13 protein-coding genes are annotated in these 16,264 nt (G+C 61.9%); 4 read left to right on the forward strand and 9 right to left on the reverse strand.

Features of this window, described 5'->3' with window-relative positions; translation table 11 throughout:
• Positions 1-8: 8 nt before the first annotated feature.
• The 6 genes from ACMX25_RS29355 to ACMX25_RS29380 form a co-directional block, all read right to left on the reverse strand.
• Entirely contained in the window at positions 9-740 is a 732-nt protein-coding gene (locus ACMX25_RS29355; protein WP_414953455.1) for a haloacid dehalogenase type II, read from the reverse strand.
• Positions 741-871: 131 nt separating this feature from the next.
• On the reverse strand, positions 872-1,036 hold the full coding sequence (locus tag ACMX25_RS29360; RefSeq protein ID WP_414953456.1) for a hypothetical protein: 165 nt from the start codon (positions 1,034-1,036) through the stop codon (positions 872-874).
• Between the two features lie 65 nt (positions 1,037-1,101).
• Positions 1,102-1,392 carry a HigA family addiction module antitoxin gene (locus ACMX25_RS29365; RefSeq protein WP_414953457.1) on the reverse strand — a complete coding sequence of 97 codons (291 nt, stop codon included), beginning with the start codon at positions 1,390-1,392 and terminating at the stop codon, positions 1,102-1,104.
• Between the two features lie 10 nt (positions 1,393-1,402).
• The gene (locus ACMX25_RS29370; protein WP_414953458.1) at positions 1,403-1,699 is read right to left on the reverse strand and encodes a type II toxin-antitoxin system RelE/ParE family toxin; all 297 of its coding nucleotides are present in this window, start codon (positions 1,697-1,699) and stop codon (positions 1,403-1,405) included.
• 56 nt (positions 1,700-1,755) lie between these two features.
• Entirely contained in the window at positions 1,756-2,988 is a 1,233-nt protein-coding gene (locus tag ACMX25_RS29375) for a sensor histidine kinase (RefSeq protein ID WP_414953459.1), read from the reverse strand.
• A 175-nt stretch (positions 2,989-3,163) separates the two neighbouring features.
• Positions 3,164-4,123, reverse strand: a complete 960-nt coding sequence (locus ACMX25_RS29380) for a LysR family transcriptional regulator (protein ID WP_414953460.1) — start codon at positions 4,121-4,123, stop codon at positions 3,164-3,166.
• Positions 4,124-4,243: 120 nt separating this feature from the next.
• Between ACMX25_RS29380 and ACMX25_RS29385 the strand changes: the two genes are divergently transcribed.
• Both ACMX25_RS29385 and ACMX25_RS29390 read left to right on the forward strand, forming a co-directional pair.
• The gene (locus tag ACMX25_RS29385; RefSeq protein ID WP_414953461.1) at positions 4,244-5,176 is read left to right on the forward strand and encodes a dihydrodipicolinate synthase family protein; all 933 of its coding nucleotides are present in this window, start codon (positions 4,244-4,246) and stop codon (positions 5,174-5,176) included.
• 57 nt (positions 5,177-5,233) lie between these two features.
• Positions 5,234-6,817 carry an aldehyde dehydrogenase (NADP(+)) gene (locus tag ACMX25_RS29390; protein WP_414953462.1) on the forward strand — a complete coding sequence of 528 codons (1,584 nt, stop codon included), beginning with the start codon at positions 5,234-5,236 and terminating at the stop codon, positions 6,815-6,817.
• 19 nt (positions 6,818-6,836) lie between these two features.
• Here the strand turns inward: ACMX25_RS29390 and ACMX25_RS29395 are convergent, their stop codons facing one another.
• Together ACMX25_RS29395 and ACMX25_RS29400 are read right to left on the reverse strand one after the other, a co-directional pair.
• Positions 6,837-7,475: a TenA family transcriptional regulator gene (locus ACMX25_RS29395; RefSeq protein WP_414953463.1), complete on the reverse strand. Its 639-nt coding sequence runs from the start codon at positions 7,473-7,475 to the stop codon at positions 6,837-6,839.
• A gap of 101 nt (positions 7,476-7,576) precedes the next feature.
• Positions 7,577-10,036 carry a putative bifunctional diguanylate cyclase/phosphodiesterase gene (locus tag ACMX25_RS29400; protein WP_414953464.1) on the reverse strand — a complete coding sequence of 820 codons (2,460 nt, stop codon included), beginning with the start codon at positions 10,034-10,036 and terminating at the stop codon, positions 7,577-7,579.
• A gap of 561 nt (positions 10,037-10,597) precedes the next feature.
• On the opposite strand from ACMX25_RS29400, the gene ACMX25_RS29405 reads away from it, so the two are divergent.
• Both ACMX25_RS29405 and ACMX25_RS29410 read left to right on the forward strand, forming a co-directional pair.
• The gene (locus ACMX25_RS29405; protein ID WP_414953465.1) at positions 10,598-12,214 is read left to right on the forward strand and encodes a hypothetical protein; all 1,617 of its coding nucleotides are present in this window, start codon (positions 10,598-10,600) and stop codon (positions 12,212-12,214) included.
• Positions 12,215-12,389: 175 nt separating this feature from the next.
• Positions 12,390-13,454 (forward strand): TAXI family TRAP transporter solute-binding subunit, encoded by a 1,065-nt coding sequence (locus ACMX25_RS29410; RefSeq protein WP_414953523.1) that lies wholly within the window; start codon positions 12,390-12,392, stop codon positions 13,452-13,454.
• Between the two features lie 57 nt (positions 13,455-13,511).
• Here ACMX25_RS29410 and ACMX25_RS29415 read toward each other — a convergent pair whose 3' ends face one another.
• The gene (locus tag ACMX25_RS29415) at positions 13,512-16,244 is read right to left on the reverse strand and encodes an MGH1-like glycoside hydrolase domain-containing protein (protein ID WP_414953466.1); all 2,733 of its coding nucleotides are present in this window, start codon (positions 16,242-16,244) and stop codon (positions 13,512-13,514) included.
• Between the last annotated feature and the right edge of the window lie 20 nt (positions 16,245-16,264).

Here is a 16,264-nt window from a genome sequence, read left to right on the forward strand (position 1 = left end):
AGTCACGATCAAGCATTACTTTGCAGCAAGGCTTCCTGGTGCGCTTTCACGAGCGCCGCCATGCTGTTGAAGCGGAAGTCCACCTTAGGCTGCTGACCCGGATTCATTGTCGCACCGAAGCCTTCCTTGTCGTGCCGGCGATAAATCCAGCACGATGCCAGGCCAAACTCGTTGGCCGGCTTGTGATCGTGAAACAGGCTCTCGGCGGTATGCAGGATATTTTCCTTTTTGATTCCACGATCACCCAGCTTCTCCAGCATGTAGTCGAAATTACGCGACAACGGTTTGTACGAACCCACGTCTTCGGCGGTGATGATTGCGTCAAACTCGACCTGCAATTTCGCATTGCTGTGAGTGAAGCTTTCGTTATCGACGTTCGACAGGATGACGAGCTTGAAATGCTGCTTGAGGTATCGCAAGGCTTCTGCCGAATCGTCGAAAGCCGGCCAGTTCTGAACTGACTTTCCATACGCTACGCAGTCGTCCAGCGTAACCGGCACTTGCCATTCCTCGGCCAGTCGTTTGTAGACGATAGTCAGCAGTTCCTGATACCGCTTGGCAGGCGTGTATTTCTGCTGCGAGGATTCGTGCCGCGCATGGGCCTCAAGGACCTGATCGCGCGTCAGCGGCTGCTTGACGCGATCAAGCAGAGGACGCAGCCCCTGGAAAATCCCGGTCTCCCAATCGATCAAGGTCCCGTAGCAGTCAAACGTCAGCGTATTGAAGTCGGTGAGTTTCATAACACTTTGCCCTCAGTTGTTCACAGGTTGAGGCCACAGTGTATTGACTCACGACAGCAGCCGTTACTGATGTCGGGATCGGCTGCAGCATCTGCTTTCTTGTGAAAGCGGGCCGACAGCAGATTCTGCTGTCAGGTTTCCAGCATCGGCGGAACGAAACGTGAGGACAGATGCCGCATCAAACCTTCGCAATAATCCGACACGTTAATTTTCTGCGGCAGCACGCTGCGGGCCGCCAGCCAGTCTGCCGCCTTTTGCGGATCCTGCACGAAGGCTTTATCGCCGACACCGCGCATGTTATGGCGCCCGGTCGAAAAAAAACCGCCTCGAGGGCGGTTCAGGTGATGCGGCAATTCGCGCGTCAGGCCGCTCGTGCCAGTTCGGGGAACGGCTTGATCTTCCGATGCGGTTTTCGTTGCGCCTGCCACAGATCGTAGCGCGCCTGCATGATGGCCCACATTTCGGCCGACGTTCCGAGCGCCGCACCGAGCAATATAGCCATCTCAGCTGAAATGCCGGCGTGACCGTTGAGTATGCGAGAAAGTGCGGCACGCGTTACGCCCAGCCGCTCGGCAACAGTCGTGATACTGAGTTCGCCCAGGTAGTCGCGCAACACCAGTCCGGGGTGCGCCGGGTCATGCATTGATGTCATCGTGGGCTCCTTAGTGATAATCCTGGTAATCAACCAGAACAGCGTCTGTTCCTTCGAAAAAAAACGTCAGACGCCAATTGCCGGTTATCCATATTGACCAGTGGCCTTCGACATCCTGCTTCTTCGAGTTCCGGCCGGCGAGCGCGTGGAGTTTCCACGCCGCTGCGTTCATATCCTCGGGACCCGTAGCAGCATGCAGCGCCGTCAGGCGAATCTGCAGTTTCTCCGCATGGGCGGCGGCACTCCCGGCTTTTGATCCGGTCATAAAAAACCGCTCCAGCCCTTTGTGTCGAAAGCTCTTGATCATTCGTATAGTGTACACGAACGCTATACGAAATAGAAGAACGACCGATTGTGCGCGATTCAAACCACCGCCGCCCCGCCACCAATTTCAAGCACCAGCGGAAAACGCACTTCGAACACACTGCCGCGGCCTTTGTACGATTCAAAGCGGATCACGCCCTGCAGTTCGAGCGCCAGTTCCTTCACGATCGCCAGCCCCAACCCGGTGCCGGGAATCTCGTCGGACGCCGCGCGTTCGAATTCCTCGAACACGCGTTCGCGATCCTCTTCGCTGATCCCCGCACCGGTGTCCGACACGCGCAGCGTCCAGTGCTTCGCGTCCGACACGACGATCGCCAGTTCCACCTCACCCGTAGTCGTGTATTTGATCGCGTTGGACAGCAGGTTCAGCGCGATCTGCTTCATCTTCAGCCGGTTGGACGCGATCGTGCTCAATGCCGGATCAACTCGCCCCTTGAGCGTCAGCCCCTTCGCATTGGCGGACCCGTGGCAGAGTTGCATGAGTTCATCGAAGAATTCGTTCAGGTCGAAACGCTCGACCGTGAGGATGGAATCATCGCCCAGCACTTTCGAGTATTCGCCCATTTCATCGACGAGCGTGGCCATGTCGGTGACTTGCCGTTTGGCGAGCGCAATCGCCCTTTCGTTTTTCGCCTGCGAGCGCCCGATCAGTTGCAGCGCAGTGGCAAACACATTCAGGAAATTGCGCAGGTCATGCGCCACGCGGCGGGCGACCTGCATGCGGGTTTCGTAAAGGTCGCTGATCAACTTCTGCCGCAGGGTCAGTTCGTGATTCGCGCGCTCCAGCATGCCGGTGTATTCGTCGAGTTTCCGGTCGCGCTCGCCCACCGCCTCGCGAACGGACGTGAGCGTGACGAAACTGAGCGTCTGGTCGGTGATCAGACGGGCGCGTTCCTCGCGCTTGCGATCGAATGAGTGGTCGTGCTCCGCGTACTCGCCAATGGCCGCGAGCAGCACCTGACGAAACAAGTCCAGTTCGCGAACCAGTTCGTCAATGCGATAACCCTGCTGCCAGCGCCATTTCCCGTGTTCGCGCGCGTCATGTTCGATCGCATGTTCCTGCGTATCCATGTCCTGCGATTCGAGCACGAGGCAGATTTCATCGAAAATGCGCGGGACGTGATCGGCAAGCTGCCGATAGGTGAGATCGTCGGAATGCTCTACCTCTGCGTCGCCGAAGACGAGCTGCATCCAGCGTTCGGTGAGTTCCGCCTGTCGGCCGCGCAAAGCGGTCGCGAGGCCGTTCAAGGCGCCGATGGTGATATGGCTCATGCCCGAGATCCGTAAGCTTGATGGTGAGCGCCGGGTCGGCGCCTGGGTCGTGCTGATGCCGGCGGGATGGATGGCGCCCGCCGGAACGCTCGGTCCGGATACTGGATGCGAGTGAGTAAAGTATAAGACGACGTAACCGAGGGAAGCGGATTGCTTTGCGCGTGCCCGGCAGCAGTCACTCCCGGCTTGCCGTCGCGAGCGACATCGACGCGCTTGCGTCCATCAAGCGCTGGACAAACTGACGCGCCGACGGCGACAGCACGCCGACCTTGCGCGTCACGATCCCGAATGTCTGCGATTTCGACTTGAAGCCGATCGGCAGCGTCCGCAGCATGCGATGCTTGCAAAACAGCCGGGCAACGCCCGCCGGCAGCACCGAAACCAGGTCGGCGCTACATTGCAGCAACGCGACTGTCACGAAGGTCGACGCCGTCGAGATCGCGCTTAAAGGCACCTGCGCGCCCGCCAGGTCCATCTCGCGCTGCAACAGCGCCTGCATGGGCATGGCGCTCGGATACGTGACCCAGCGATGCCCGCCCAGATCGGCAAAGGTCAGCTCATTGGCTGCAAACGGCGGATGGTCGTAGCCCACCACCACGGACAAGGGTTCATCGCCTATCGGCTGATACATGTAGCGCGAGGGTTCATCGCTGACGATCGAGCGGCCGACCACCAAGTCCAGCCGCCCTTCGTCGAGCAGCGCCAGCATCCGCGCGCTGGTGTCCTCGACTATTTCTTTCGATAAACCCGGGTTGCTCACCTGCAACTCGTTCAGGATTGGGACCACCAGATCCGGCACCGCCCCCATGATCGCGCCCACCGCCAGACGGCCGCCCGTGCCCGAGCGGATATCGGCGACTTCCTGGCATAGCGAGGTCAGGTCGGCCGCCAGCAGCCGCGCGTAGCGGATCACGCAAAAACCGAACTGGTTGGGCACCAGCCCTTTCTTCGCGCGTTCGAACAGCGGCGCTTCCAGCATGGATTCCAGCTCGGCGAGCGCCTTGCTCGCGGCCGATTGCGTCATCGACATCGCGCTCGAGGCTTTGTGCAGCGACTTGTGGTCGTCCAGCGCAATCAGCAACTGCAACTGTTTCATGCGCAAGCGGCCCATCAATACATCCAGCGTGGATTTCATCGCGCGTTCTACGAACCTTAAGGGTGAGTCGCAAAAGCGATCACTAGATGGAAAGGTTTCACTATACAGCGCCTCGAACCAGCCCCTATAGTTGTCTCAAATAGATAATGGAGACTCCTGATGCCCAATCCGTCTAACCGCGCAATCTATCGCGGCGTGTTCCCGGTCGCCCCGACCGTCTTCGACGCCACCGGCCGCCTCGACCTCGATGGCCAGCGACGCGCGATCGATTTCATGATCGACGCCGGATCGCACGGCCTGTGCATCCTCGCCAACTTTTCCGAACAATTCGCGCTCACCGACGACGAACGCGCCGCCGTACAGAAAGCTGTGCTGGAGCACGTGGCCGGCCGCGTGCCGGTGATCGTGACCACCACGCATTTCAGCAGCGATGTCTGCGCGGCCCGCAGCCGCGCCGCGCAGGACGCCGGCGCCGCGATGGTCATGGTCATGCCGCCGTACCACGGCGCGACCATCCGTGTGGGCGAACGCGGGATTTACGAGTTCTTCAACCGCGTGTCCGACGCCATCGACATCCCGATCATGATCCAGGACGCGCCGGTCGCCGGCACGCCCCTCTCCGCGCCGTTCCTGGCGAAGCTCGCGAAGGAAATCGCGAACGTGTCGTACTTCAAGATCGAAACGGCGCAAGCGGCGTCGAAGCTGCGCGAACTGATCGAGCTGGGCGGCGACGCGATCATCGGCCCGTGGGATGGCGAGGAAGCCATCACGCTGATTCCGGATTTCGATGCAGGCGCGACCGGCGCGATGACCGGCGGCGGTTATCCGGACGGGATTCGCAAGGTCGTCGACGCCTACACATCGGGCGATACGGAAGGCGCCGCCAAGCTGTATGAGCAATGGCTGCCGCTGATCAACTACGAAAACCGCCAATGCGGTCTCGCCGCCTGCAAGGCGCTGATGATGGAGGGCGGCGTGATCCGCTCCGACACCACGCGTCACCCGTTTGCCGCGATGCATCCATCGACTCGCGCCGGCTTGCTGAAAGTCGCGCGCCGCCTCGATCCGCTCGTGCTGAGCTGGGGCAAATAGCACGCGCCAAGTAACGCAATCCGCACGCTCAATTACACCCACAGGATTCGAAACATCATGGAAATTTCCAGCGATCTGCTGATCGGCAAACAATCCGTCCACGGTACGAACGGCTCAATCAAGGGTATCGATGCCGCGACGGGCGAGCCGCTCGCGCCCGCCTTCGGCGGCGCGTCGCTCGATCAACTCGAGCAAGCCTGCGCGCTAGCGTGGCAAGCATCGGATATCTACCGCGAACTGCCGCTTGAAACCCGCGCCAGGTTCCTGGAAACGATCGCGCAGAACATCCTCGATATCGGCGATGTGCTGATCGACCGCTGCGTAGCCGAAAGCGGCCTGCCGCGCGGACGCATCGAGGGCGAACGCGGCCGGACCGTCGGCCAGTTGCGCATGTTCGCGGCGGTCGTGCGCGAAGGCGATTTCCTTGGCGTGCGTATCGACCCGGCGCAACCGGAGCGCAAGCCGCTGCCGCGCGTCGATTTGCGCCTGCGTTATGTGCCCCTCGGCCCCGTCGCCGTGTTCGGCGCGAGCAACTTCCCGCTGGCGTTCTCGGTTGCCGGTGGCGACACTGCCTCCGCGCTGGCCGCCGGTTGTCCCGTGATCGCGAAGGCGCATTCGGCGCATCCGGGGACGTCGGCGCTGGTCGGACGCGCCGTGCAAAAAGCGGTCGCGGACTGCGGTCTGCCGGAAGGCACATTCTCCCTGCTCTTCGATAGCGGCCGCGACATCGGCCAGGGTCTCGTCTCGGATCGACGCATCAAGGCAGTCGGCTTTACCGGCTCGCGCGGCGGCGGCACGGCGCTGATGAAGCTGGCAGCGGCGCGTCGCGAACCGATTCCGGTCTACGCCGAGATGAGCAGCATCAACCCGGTTTTGTTGTTCCCGCACGCGTTGAAAAACCGCGGCGCGGCGATCGGCAAGGCCTTCGCCGGCTCGCTTGCGCTGGGTGCCGGCCAGTTCTGTACGAACCCTGGCCTGGTGCTGGCAATTGATGGCCCCGAGCTCGATGCGTTCATCGAAGCAACCGGTGCTGCGTTGAGCGAGACGCCGGCCGCCACGATGCTGACGCCGGGTATTCACAAGGCTTACGAATCGGCGGTGAACAAGACAGCGGAACACGGCGAGGTCCAGACACTCGCGCGAGGTTGTGCAGCGAAAGGCGCGACGCAAGGGCAAGCGGCGTTGTTCTCGACCACCGCTGCAGCGTTCCGCGCTAACCCGGAATTGCATGAGGAGATCTTTGGCGCGGCTTCACTGATCGTCCGATGCCCGGACCTGGCCACCGTGCTTGAGCTCGTCGAACAATTGGAAGGCCAGTTGACGGCGGCATTGCATATCGACGAAGCGGATTTCGACGATGCACGCCGTTTCCTGCCAGCGCTCGAACGGCGCACCGGACGGATTCTTGTCAACGGGTTCGGTACGGGCGTCGAAGTTGGACATGCCATGGTCCATGGCGGCCCCTTTCCCTCCACCGCCGACGGCCGATCAACGTCCGTGGGCAGTCTCGCCATCGACCGCTTCCTGCGTCCCGTCAGCTACCAGGACATGCCCGACGGCTTGTTGCCGGACGCATTGAAGACCGCCAATCCGCTCGGTCTGAACCGGCGGCTCGACGGCAAGCTGCAGTTAGGGAAGTAAGGACCTAAAGCGGCGGGCATCACACTTCGAGGCAGCAGTTCAAGCTGACCTCGAAGTACTCGTAACTGCGCTGGATGCTGCGTTTGACTTCGCGGATGTCGGCCATGCGCGGCGTGAGGCCCATCATGGTGGCGACAATATCGAGCGCTTCCCACGGATGCGCGTCGTCGTAATGGGTGTGCATCCTGAGCCAGCGTATGGTCTTCTTGCGGATCGGTTCAGGGTAGCTGTGCGCGAGGGTGTCGCGGCTGCAGAGCAGCGTCGACCATTCTCCGGTCACCCCTTCAACGGCAAAATTAGTCGCCGCGATCGACGCATGCAGCGGGTCCGCATTGCTGCTTTTCCAGCACCAGTGACTCAGTGCGAACGCAAGCGCGGGCGCTTCGCCGGCTTGCAGGTCCTCGCGCGTTACCTCGTGGGCCGCGGCCCAGTCGACCCAGTAATCGGCGTGGTTCTGCTCGACGCGGATATTACGCGTGAGATACCGCCGCGCCATACGCAAGCCCGGCGTTTCTTCGGGTCCGATCTTCTGCAGGTTCATGCCCATGTACTGCGGAAACTGATTGATCACCGGCCAGCCGTTGATCAGGAACGCACGCATTTCACGCGGGCCAAGCTCGGCGTCGCGCAAGGACCGAAACAGCGGATGAGACGTCACACGGTTTTTCGCCGCGCCGGTTTCCAACAAAACTTCCTGCAACCAAAGTGGGTAGCTTGCTGTGTTCTTGAGGTCGCCCTCTCTTGTAAACCCACCCCCCATTACGCCTCCTTAGCTAATGTCAGGACGGCCGGCTCTGTCCAAAGCGTTGGCCGCCCTATGTAATACCCTTGCGCGTAATCCACCCCGAGGGCATGCAGCGCCCGCAGGATCCCTTCGCTTTCCACGTATTCCGCAATGGTCCGGCATTTCATGGAGTGGCCCATTTCGTTGATGGCCGCGACCATCTCGCGGCTCACCGGATCGAGCACCATGTCGGTCACGAAACTGCCGTCGATCTTCAAATACTCCACGGGCAGATGCTTCAGGTAACCGAACGACGACATGCCGGCGCCGAAGTCATCGAGTGCGAAATGGCAGCCGAGCGCATTCAGTTCGTGCATGAACCGCGCCGCCGATGCCAGGTTGGCAATCGCGGTGGTCTCCGTAATTTCGAAGCAGATCATGCCAGGCGAGACGCCTGTGCGCTGAAATTGCTCGCGCACGAAGCCGAGGAAACGTTCATCGCCGACCGACGCGCCCGACAGGTTGATCGCGTATTCCTTGAAACGCTTATGACGGGTACGCGACAGCATATCGAAGGCATTGCGGATCACCCACCGGTCGATCGCCGTCATGAGGCCATAGCGCTCGGCGGCAGGAATGAACAGCGTTGGCGCGATCACGCCGTTGGTCACGGTCGGGTCGAGCATGCGCAACAGCAATTCGGCGCGCTGCCCTTCCGTTGAGGCCGGCAAGCCCTCGCCGACAGCCACGATAGGTTGCACGTAGAGGCAGAAGTCGTCGTGTTCGAGCGCCTGCTTCAGACGTCGTCCCCACGATACCTCGCTCGCGTGGCGCGCCAGTTCGCGGTCGCCGAGGTCCGCCAGCTGCACCCGGTCGCGGCCGCGTTCCTTCGCCATGTAGCAGGCGATATCGGCGAGCCGCATGGCCTCTTCCACGCTCATTTCCGTGTTGCGCAAGTCAACCACGCCAACGCTCACGCTGGTGGTGAACGGCTGCGCCTCCCAGTTGAAGACGAAGTCATTCAGGCACGCGCGCAGGCGTTCCGCGACCTCCTGGATGCCCGGGGTGTCGTAACCCTGCAGCAGCACGCCGAACTCGTCGCCGCCGAGCCGCGCGAGCGTGTCGTCGGGCTGCAGGCTGGCCTCGAAGCGCAACGCGACTTCACGCAACATGGCGTCGCCGGCTGCGTGGCCGCAGGTGTCGTTGACCACCTTGAAACGGTCAAGATCGAGGAACAGGAGCGCCGATGCCGCCGGCAGCCACGACGCCACCTCGCTCCAGCGCGTACCCAGCGCATGTTGCAGGCGCCGCTCGAATTCGGCGCGGTTCACGAGCGCCGTGAGGCCGTCGTGCGTGGCTTGCCAAGCCAGGCTTTCGATATATTCGTACTCGCGGGTCATATTGCGCAGGATCAGCACGAAGCCGGATTCCTCATCGGCCATGTTCGGCGATGCGCCTGCCGCGCTGATGCGCGACGTCACCGCCTGCACGCGAATCTCTGCGCCGTCGCGCCGCTGCAGCAGCATTTCAGCGGCTTCGCCATCTGGGCGCGTGCCCGCCCGGGCGTCTTCGATCGGGTTGAGCGGCTGGCGGCTATCGGCGTGAAGCAACCTGAAGTTCTGGATCAGCGGCCGCCCGAGACAGTCGTCCGCCAGACGTCCGGCGATGCGCTCGGCCGCCGGGTTAATGAACTCGATATGCCCTGAGGGTCCCGTCGCGATCACCGCCTCGCCGATGGAACCAAGCGTCGCTTTCGCGCGCGCCTCGCTTCGCTTGAGCGCGGCTTCAATGCGCCCGCGCTGCCCGATCAGCCGCCGCACATGCACCGTTGAGAGACACACGAGCAGTAGCGCGGCGACCAGGTCGACCGTCAGTAACAATGACGCCGTCTTACGGAATGCAGTACTTAATACCTGAGAGAAAGCCCAGGAGAGCGGCGCGATGGTCGCGTTGATCGTCGCAATCTGCGCTTTATAGGCACTCACGAGGTTCATGGGCAAGCCGCCGGCCGCGACCCGCGCGTGCAGCTCGTTGCCGACCCGCTCCAGCTTCGCCATTTCGGCGTCGCCGCGGGTCCAGTAGCCGACCGCCTCGCTGAAATAGCTGACGTGGCGGAACATCTTGAAGGTCCAGATCACGTCGCTGACGTCGTCGGGATGTACGCCGCTCGCCATGAGCGCCCGGCGTGCGGTGACCGGATCAGCCTTGGGCTGGTCGAGTGCCAGACGGGCCGTGCGCAGGTTGCGCGGGCCGTCCATGGCGGTCAGATACTGCTTGTAGCTGCTTTCGGAGCCGGTTTCGGCGTACAGGTTCAGATAGAAAGCCGCATCTTTCTGGCCCTTCGACCAGATACTTTCTCCGCCAATGTAGGCCCGTACCGACGACATGATGTCGATACTGAAAATGGCGAGCGAAACCAGGACAAGAATGACGACCAGAAACGGCCAGGTGATCCGTATGAGCTGCGCATTCTCGCCCTTAGACGGCATGTCCATCGATATGTCCCTTCTCCAGGCCCGATGCCGGGTGAGTTGCCGAGGTCACGCGGCGAGCATCGGATGGTGAGTCACTTGTATTTTTGGCGGCTTTAGGGGTGTTGCGCCCAGCCTCTCGCAGCGCGCTTACATCCTACCAAATTGCGAGTCTGGCTCAAATTTATTACTGGGTGTTCTATTCAGCGTAAACACCGAAGAATAATGGGCTCAAGCTGTTGTTTTTGAATCCGCAGCGGCCTGTTTAGGCGTGCCTTGAAGCGCCATATTCGGACAGAACCTAGGCTCCCGCCGACGAAACCACCGGCCGCTTTTACCTGTTCGCCAGCGCCTTGACCGGCGGGGCCTAAGCAGGCATTTAAGCGCTGTGGCGCAAGCTCCGCGTGATCGATCCCCTAGCGTGTTGACGCCGCCACGGAGATGTCACATATTGATTCCGGCTCCCTCGGCGATTGTTTAGCTTAGGGAGTCCGAAGCATTTCATCATACGAGTAACGGTATTGTCCGATTAAACCGGACACGCAAGCGGGAGGGACAACCCTTGTGTCCCGGGAGGTTTCTGGCATGGCCCATCTCTTCTTTCCCACATCCGCCGATTCCGTGACCTGCAAGCGTTGCGGCAACGACATCCCGAGCGATGCCGATATGTGTCCGCATTGCGGCGCCGATCACGGCCCGGTTGGCCCGGACTCAAGCGCGGCGAAAACCACCGCGCTCTCAACAAACCTGCGCTTGCCTTTCGGTGCGCGTCGCGAAGTCCTGAACGTGTCGCCGCCCTACCCGAGCATGACGGACGAGTCCAGGCTGGCCGGCACCGGCGAGCCGCGCTGGGACGTATCGAGAACCATCACGCTGGGCGCCGTGGCATTGGTGCTGGTAGCCGGCGGCGTGATCTATTCGCAGCGCGGCAGCAGCCGCGTTGATACCGCCACCCACTCCGAAACGCCGGCCGAGCATAGCGCGTATGGCGTCATCGATATGAAAACCGCCCACGATACGCCAGCGCCCACAGCGCCCCCGGCGAGGTCCGCTGCCGCGGCCACGGCCATGACAACCAGGCAGGCGCAAACAGCGGCAACGCCCTCCGTCGCCGCCCGCGAAGCCTTGCCCACCGATACCTCCTCCCGCGCGGCAACGCCGCTAGCCAGCGCGACCGACAACCTGCAGGCCGCGCGAGACGCGATCACGCGCGGCGACCTGACCACGGCGCGGCGGCGTTTCTCGAAGATCCCGGCGTCACAACTGAGCGCCGCCAACGTGCAGCAAACCCAGGCAGACCTCACTAGCCTGGAACACGCACGAGACGAGATGCTGCGAGCCGCGCACAGTTGCGAAGCGATCGGCTCATGGTTGTGCGTGCGCCAGAACGCCCGTGTCGTGCTGACAATCGATGCCAGCAATGCGGAAGCGCAGACCCTCGTCGAGCACGCAATCGCCCGTTCGGGATGGCTCAATAAACCCGCGCCCGCTCCCGCGACCACGGCGGCGCATGGCGGCCGCCATAACAATGCGAACACGGCAGCAGTGACGCCTGCGCCCATGGATGCCCCCGCTCCGCGTGTAGCGGCCACGGTTGCGCCTGCGTCGACACACAAGCCCGCCGTCAGCGTCTCGGCGGCCGAGCATGCGCGAGCCGTCGCCGCGATGGGAGTGCCCACGCCCATTCAAACACCCTTGGCAGCGGCGCCGGTCGCACCCACGGTCGTCACGACCAAGCGCTCGCCTGTCGCCGCACGGGCCGCGCCAGAAGCGGCGCGCGTCAGCACGGGCTCGCAGGCTCCGCTCACGTCGGCAGCGACCGGCACGCCGCTGCTGCAAGAGACTGCGCCATCTCGTTCGGCAGCACCCGCGTTTGTCCCGATGCCGGACGGTCCGGACGCGATGCCCGCTACCGCATTGGTGGGCAATCCTCCGGCTACTGCGGCCCAGATTCCGAGCGATACCGCCTCACCGACGTCGACACGGCCACTCGCACCGGTCAGCGAAGCTGCGCCGGTGCGGGCGGGCATTGTGTCGCCTCCCGTGGCTCGCACGGCCGCCTCAGGTCGCAACCTGACCAGTGCGGCTCCAATGCATGTGCCGGCCTTCAATTCGACCAATGCCGACGAGGAGGAGCGCGCAATCCTGGAGTCGGGCTGGAGCAAGAGCCCGTCGCCTGCACAACGCTCCACGCCGCAGTAGGAAGCACGCGGTAGAAACACGCTGCAGAAACACCCGGGAGACAGGGAACAGGAGACTTTTAGGAGGTTGAAGGCCGCGCCGGGAGACGCAGGCCACTGTGGTCTATACGTGTAATGAAAGTTGGCCAACACATTAAAACGACTCACACGACATCATGCGCAAGACTTTCTTCTTCATGCTGTTCGCCCTCTTCGGGCTCGCCGGCCTCGTTGCGGAGGCGCATGCGCAATCCGACTACAAGATCGTCACCGGACCGGAACGCGGCACTTACATCCAGATAGGCCAGGACCTGTCGAAGATAGTGGCTGATCCGATCGGCATGAACCTGGACGTTCTCGCGTCCAAGGGCTCCGCCGAAAACGTGCAGCGCATGCGTTACGAACCGGGCGTGAAATTCGCGCTCGTGCAGTCGGACGTGTACCAGGCTTACCTCGATATGGCCAAGGCCGGCAACACGGAAGCAGGCAAGATCATCCAGCCTTTGCGGCTCATCATGCCCTTGTATAACGAAGAAATTTACTTCGTAGTCCGGGCGGACTCGCCCTTGAACTACATCCATGAGATCAAGGACAAGAACATCAGCGTCGGATTGATCGGCAGCGGCACGGCGCAATCGGCAACCACGATCTACAGGCTGATGTTCAATAGCCCGATCCCCGACCAGAACGCGCAGCATTACAGCAACGAGGACGCGCTCGCCAAGCTGATCGTGCGCAAACTCGATGTGGCGGTCATCATCGCGGGGCAGCCGGCCAAGCTGTTCCAGGACCTGAACCCGGACCTGCTGAGCCAGATCAAACTGCTCAAGGTCGATCCTTCAGCGCCCGAGACCGCGCGTGCTGAACAGACGTATTTCCCGGCGACCATCCGCACGTCGAGTTATCCGAACTGGATCAAGGAAGATTCGCCGACGTTCACCGTCAAGGCGTTTCTGGTGACTTACGACTACAACCTGCGCGGTACCGTCGGCGCGATGACGCAGTTTGCCGACTCGCTCTGCACCCACTTCGATGAGCTGCAGGCCAATGGCCATCCGAAATGGAAGCAGGTGAAGATGGAATTGCCACCGCTCACTCGCGGCTGGAAATACTATCCGCCGATAGAAAAACACTTGCGGGCGTGCATCCGGAAGATGGCGTCGGCTGGCAGCGGCGAGTCGGCTACGCCCGTGACGCAACACGCACCTAAGCGCCCATGCACCGATGCAGAAAAGGTGTTGATGTTGTGCAATAACGAATGACGCGGGCGGTGGAAGAGGCAGGCGGAATGAACCCGCCTGCCTGCTTTGTCGTTTCGGTTACTTCGTTGCCAGTTCCACTTCGGGATAGACCTCGCCGCCGACCGGCAGGTTCTGCGCGACCATGCTTACGCGCGGCTGCAACAGCAGCGCGACCAGCCCGCTCCAGCCGGTCTGGTGCGACGCGCCCACGCCTCGGCCGGTATCGCCATGAAAGTACTCGTGGAACAGCACCAGGTCTTCCGAGCGCGGGTCCGCCTGCAGTTGCGGATACGCGGCCATGACCGGGCGCAAGCCGTCCTTGCCCTTCAGGAACAGGCGCGTCAGGCGGCGCGCGAGTTCGTCGGCTATCTCACTCAGCGAGCGCTTCTCGCCCGATCCCGTCGGATACTCCACGCGGAAATCATCGCCGTAATAACGATGGAATTCGTATAGTGATTCGATCAGCAAATAGTTGACCGGCATCCAGATCGGCCCGCGCCAGTTCGAGTTACCGCCGAACACGCGTGAATCCGATTCACCCGGCAGATACTGCACGCAGAAGCGGTCACCGTTGTGCTCGAGCACGAACGGCGCGTCCCGATGTACTCGCGACAACGCACGCACGCCGTAGTCGGACAGGAACTCGCTTTCGTCGAGCATGCGCCTGAGCAGCGCCTTCATCCGATGTCCACGCAGCACCGACAGCAGCAGGCTATTGCCCTTGCCCGGCTCGTTCCAGCGCGACACCAGCTTCGCGAGATCAGGCCGATGCTCGAGGAACCATGTCAGCCGGTCCCGCAAGCCCGGCAACTGGCCGTGCAAATGCTCTTCGAGCACATGGACCGCGAACAGCGGAATCAAGCCGACGATAGAGCGGATGCGCATTGGCACGCTCGTGCCGTCAGGGAGTTGCAGCACGTCGTAGAAGAACTCGTCGCGTTCATCCCAGAGACCGGTGTCACACGTATCGCTGCAACTGACCGCCTCGGCAATGTACAAAAAATGCTCGAAGAACTTCACGCCGATATCGACGAATACGTGATTCGCGACCGCCAGTTCCAGCGCGATCCGCATCAGGTCGAGCGCATACGCGGCCATCCATGCGGTGCCGTCGGACTGGTCGATGCGGCCGCCCGTTGGCAGCGGCGCCGAGCGGTCGAAGATGCCGACGTTGTCCAGCCCGAGGAAACCGCCCTGGAAGATGTTGCGGCCGTCGGCGTCCTTGCGGTTCACCCACCACGAGAAGTTCAGCAGCAGCTTGTGGAAGACGAGTTCAAGGAAGTCGCGATCCGCCTTGCCGGTAATGGCGCGATCGATTTCATAAACGCGCCATGTCGCCCATGCGTGAACCGGCGGATTGGCATCACCGAACGCCCATTCGTAGGCGGGCAGTTGCCCGTTGGGATGCTGGTAGCGGTCCTTCACCAGCAACAGCAATTGTTTCTTCGCGAATGCCGGATCGACCAGTGCAAACGCGGCCGCATGAAACGCGAGGTCCCACGATGCGTACCACGGGTATTCCCACTTGTCCGGCATTGAGACAATGTCCGCATTGCACAAGTGCCGCCAGTCGGCATCGCGGCCACGCTTGCGGGAGGCTGGCGGTTTCGGCTGCAACGGATCACCGTCCATCCAGCGCGTGACATCGAATTGGTAAAACTGCTTCGACCACAGCATGCCTGCCAGCGCCTGACGTTGTACGAGCCGCTGGTCGGCGTCAACGATTTCATGCTGGAGGCCCGCGTAAAAGGCATCGGCTTCCGCAATACGGCGAGCAAACAGCGCGTCGATATCAAGCGGTTGCCGGTCACAATCCACATCCGACGCCGGGCGCCAGCGCATGGTCACGACCGTGCGGCTGTTCGGGGCAAACTCGAGATGCACGTGCGCGGCGGCGCGCGTGCCGGTGTCGCGGCGAATGGCGCTTTCTTCGCCCTGCACGATGTAGTCGTTGAAGCCGTCCTTGAACGGTCCCGCCCCTTCCGAGCCGAACAAGCGCCTGACGTTGGTTTCGTTCTCGCAGAACAGCCAGTTGACCGTGGCGTCGCCGCGCGCTTCAGCGGTTACGACCAGTGGCTCGTGGCCGTCGCTTTGCGCTATCACGCGGCTGCCCTTTGCATCGGATTGCAAGGTCAGTGAAGGTTTTTTCGAAGGCTGCCACGACCACGTATTGCGCGCCCAGATCTGCGGCAGGAGGTCGAGCGAAGCGGAGCGATCCCCGCGATTTTCGACCGTCACCCGCATCACGATATCTTCAGGCGTATTTTTCGCGTACTCGACATGGACATCGAAATACGCGTTGTCTTCGAACGCGCCCGTGTCGAGTACTTCGTACTCCGGCATGTCCGCACCGCGTCGGCCGTTTTCCGCGACGAGATCGTCGTAGGGGAATGCGGCGTGCGGATATTTGTACAGCATGCGCATGTAGGAATGCGTCGGGGTGCCATCGACGTAAAAGTACAGCTCCTTCACGTCCTCGCCGTGGTTGCCTTGCGCATTCGTCAGGCCAAACAAACGTTCCTTGAGGATCGGGTCGACGCCGTTCCACATCGCGAGCGAAACGCACCAGTTGAGGTGGTCATCGCCGAATCCGGCAATGCCGTCTTCGCCCCAGCGATAAGCGCGGCTGCGCGCATGATCGTGCGGAAAATAGTCCCAGGCGGTGCCGTTTTCGCTGTAGTCCTCGCGCACGGTGCCCCACTGACGCTCGCTGAGATACGGTCCCCAGCGTTGCCAGCGCGGACAGTCTGTGGAATGGAGCCGGGCTCCTTCGATGGTGTCGAGTGACTTGGTGGCGCGCAGTGGCGGCATGGGACGTCCTTGACTAAAAG

Origin of the sequence: Caballeronia eucalypticola (assembly GCF_047608185.1) — a bacterium.
In the GTDB taxonomy this organism is placed as follows: Bacteria; Pseudomonadota; Gammaproteobacteria; order Burkholderiales; family Burkholderiaceae; genus Caballeronia.

What these genes read in the sequence shown, in the direction of transcription:
- ACMX25_RS29360 (WP_414953456.1), bottom strand. Translation starts at nt 1,036, where the DNA reads ATGCGCGGTGTCGGCGATAAAGCCTTCGTGCAGGATCCGCAAAAGGCG.
- ACMX25_RS29400 (WP_414953464.1), bottom strand. Translation starts at nt 10,036, where the DNA reads ATGGACATGCCGTCTAAGGGCGAGAATGCGCAGCTCATACGGATCACC.
- ACMX25_RS29355 (WP_414953455.1), bottom strand. Translation starts at nt 740, where the DNA reads ATGAAACTCACCGACTTCAATACGCTGACGTTTGACTGCTACGGGACC.
- ACMX25_RS29405 (WP_414953465.1), top strand. Translation starts at nt 10,598, where the DNA reads ATGGCCCATCTCTTCTTTCCCACATCCGCCGATTCCGTGACCTGCAAG.
- ACMX25_RS29390 (WP_414953462.1), top strand. Translation starts at nt 5,234, where the DNA reads ATGGAAATTTCCAGCGATCTGCTGATCGGCAAACAATCCGTCCACGGT.
- ACMX25_RS29365 (WP_414953457.1), bottom strand. Translation starts at nt 1,392, where the DNA reads ATGACATCAATGCATGACCCGGCGCACCCCGGACTGGTGTTGCGCGAC.
- ACMX25_RS29370 (WP_414953458.1), bottom strand. Translation starts at nt 1,699, where the DNA reads ATGATCAAGAGCTTTCGACACAAAGGGCTGGAGCGGTTTTTTATGACC.
- ACMX25_RS29380 (WP_414953460.1), bottom strand. Translation starts at nt 4,123, where the DNA reads ATGAAATCCACGCTGGATGTATTGATGGGCCGCTTGCGCATGAAACAG.
- ACMX25_RS29415 (WP_414953466.1), bottom strand. Translation starts at nt 16,244, where the DNA reads ATGCCGCCACTGCGCGCCACCAAGTCACTCGACACCATCGAAGGAGCC.
- ACMX25_RS29375 (WP_414953459.1), bottom strand. Translation starts at nt 2,988, where the DNA reads ATGAGCCATATCACCATCGGCGCCTTGAACGGCCTCGCGACCGCTTTG.
- ACMX25_RS29385 (WP_414953461.1), top strand. Translation starts at nt 4,244, where the DNA reads ATGCCCAATCCGTCTAACCGCGCAATCTATCGCGGCGTGTTCCCGGTC.
- ACMX25_RS29410 (WP_414953523.1), top strand. Translation starts at nt 12,390, where the DNA reads ATGCTGTTCGCCCTCTTCGGGCTCGCCGGCCTCGTTGCGGAGGCGCAT.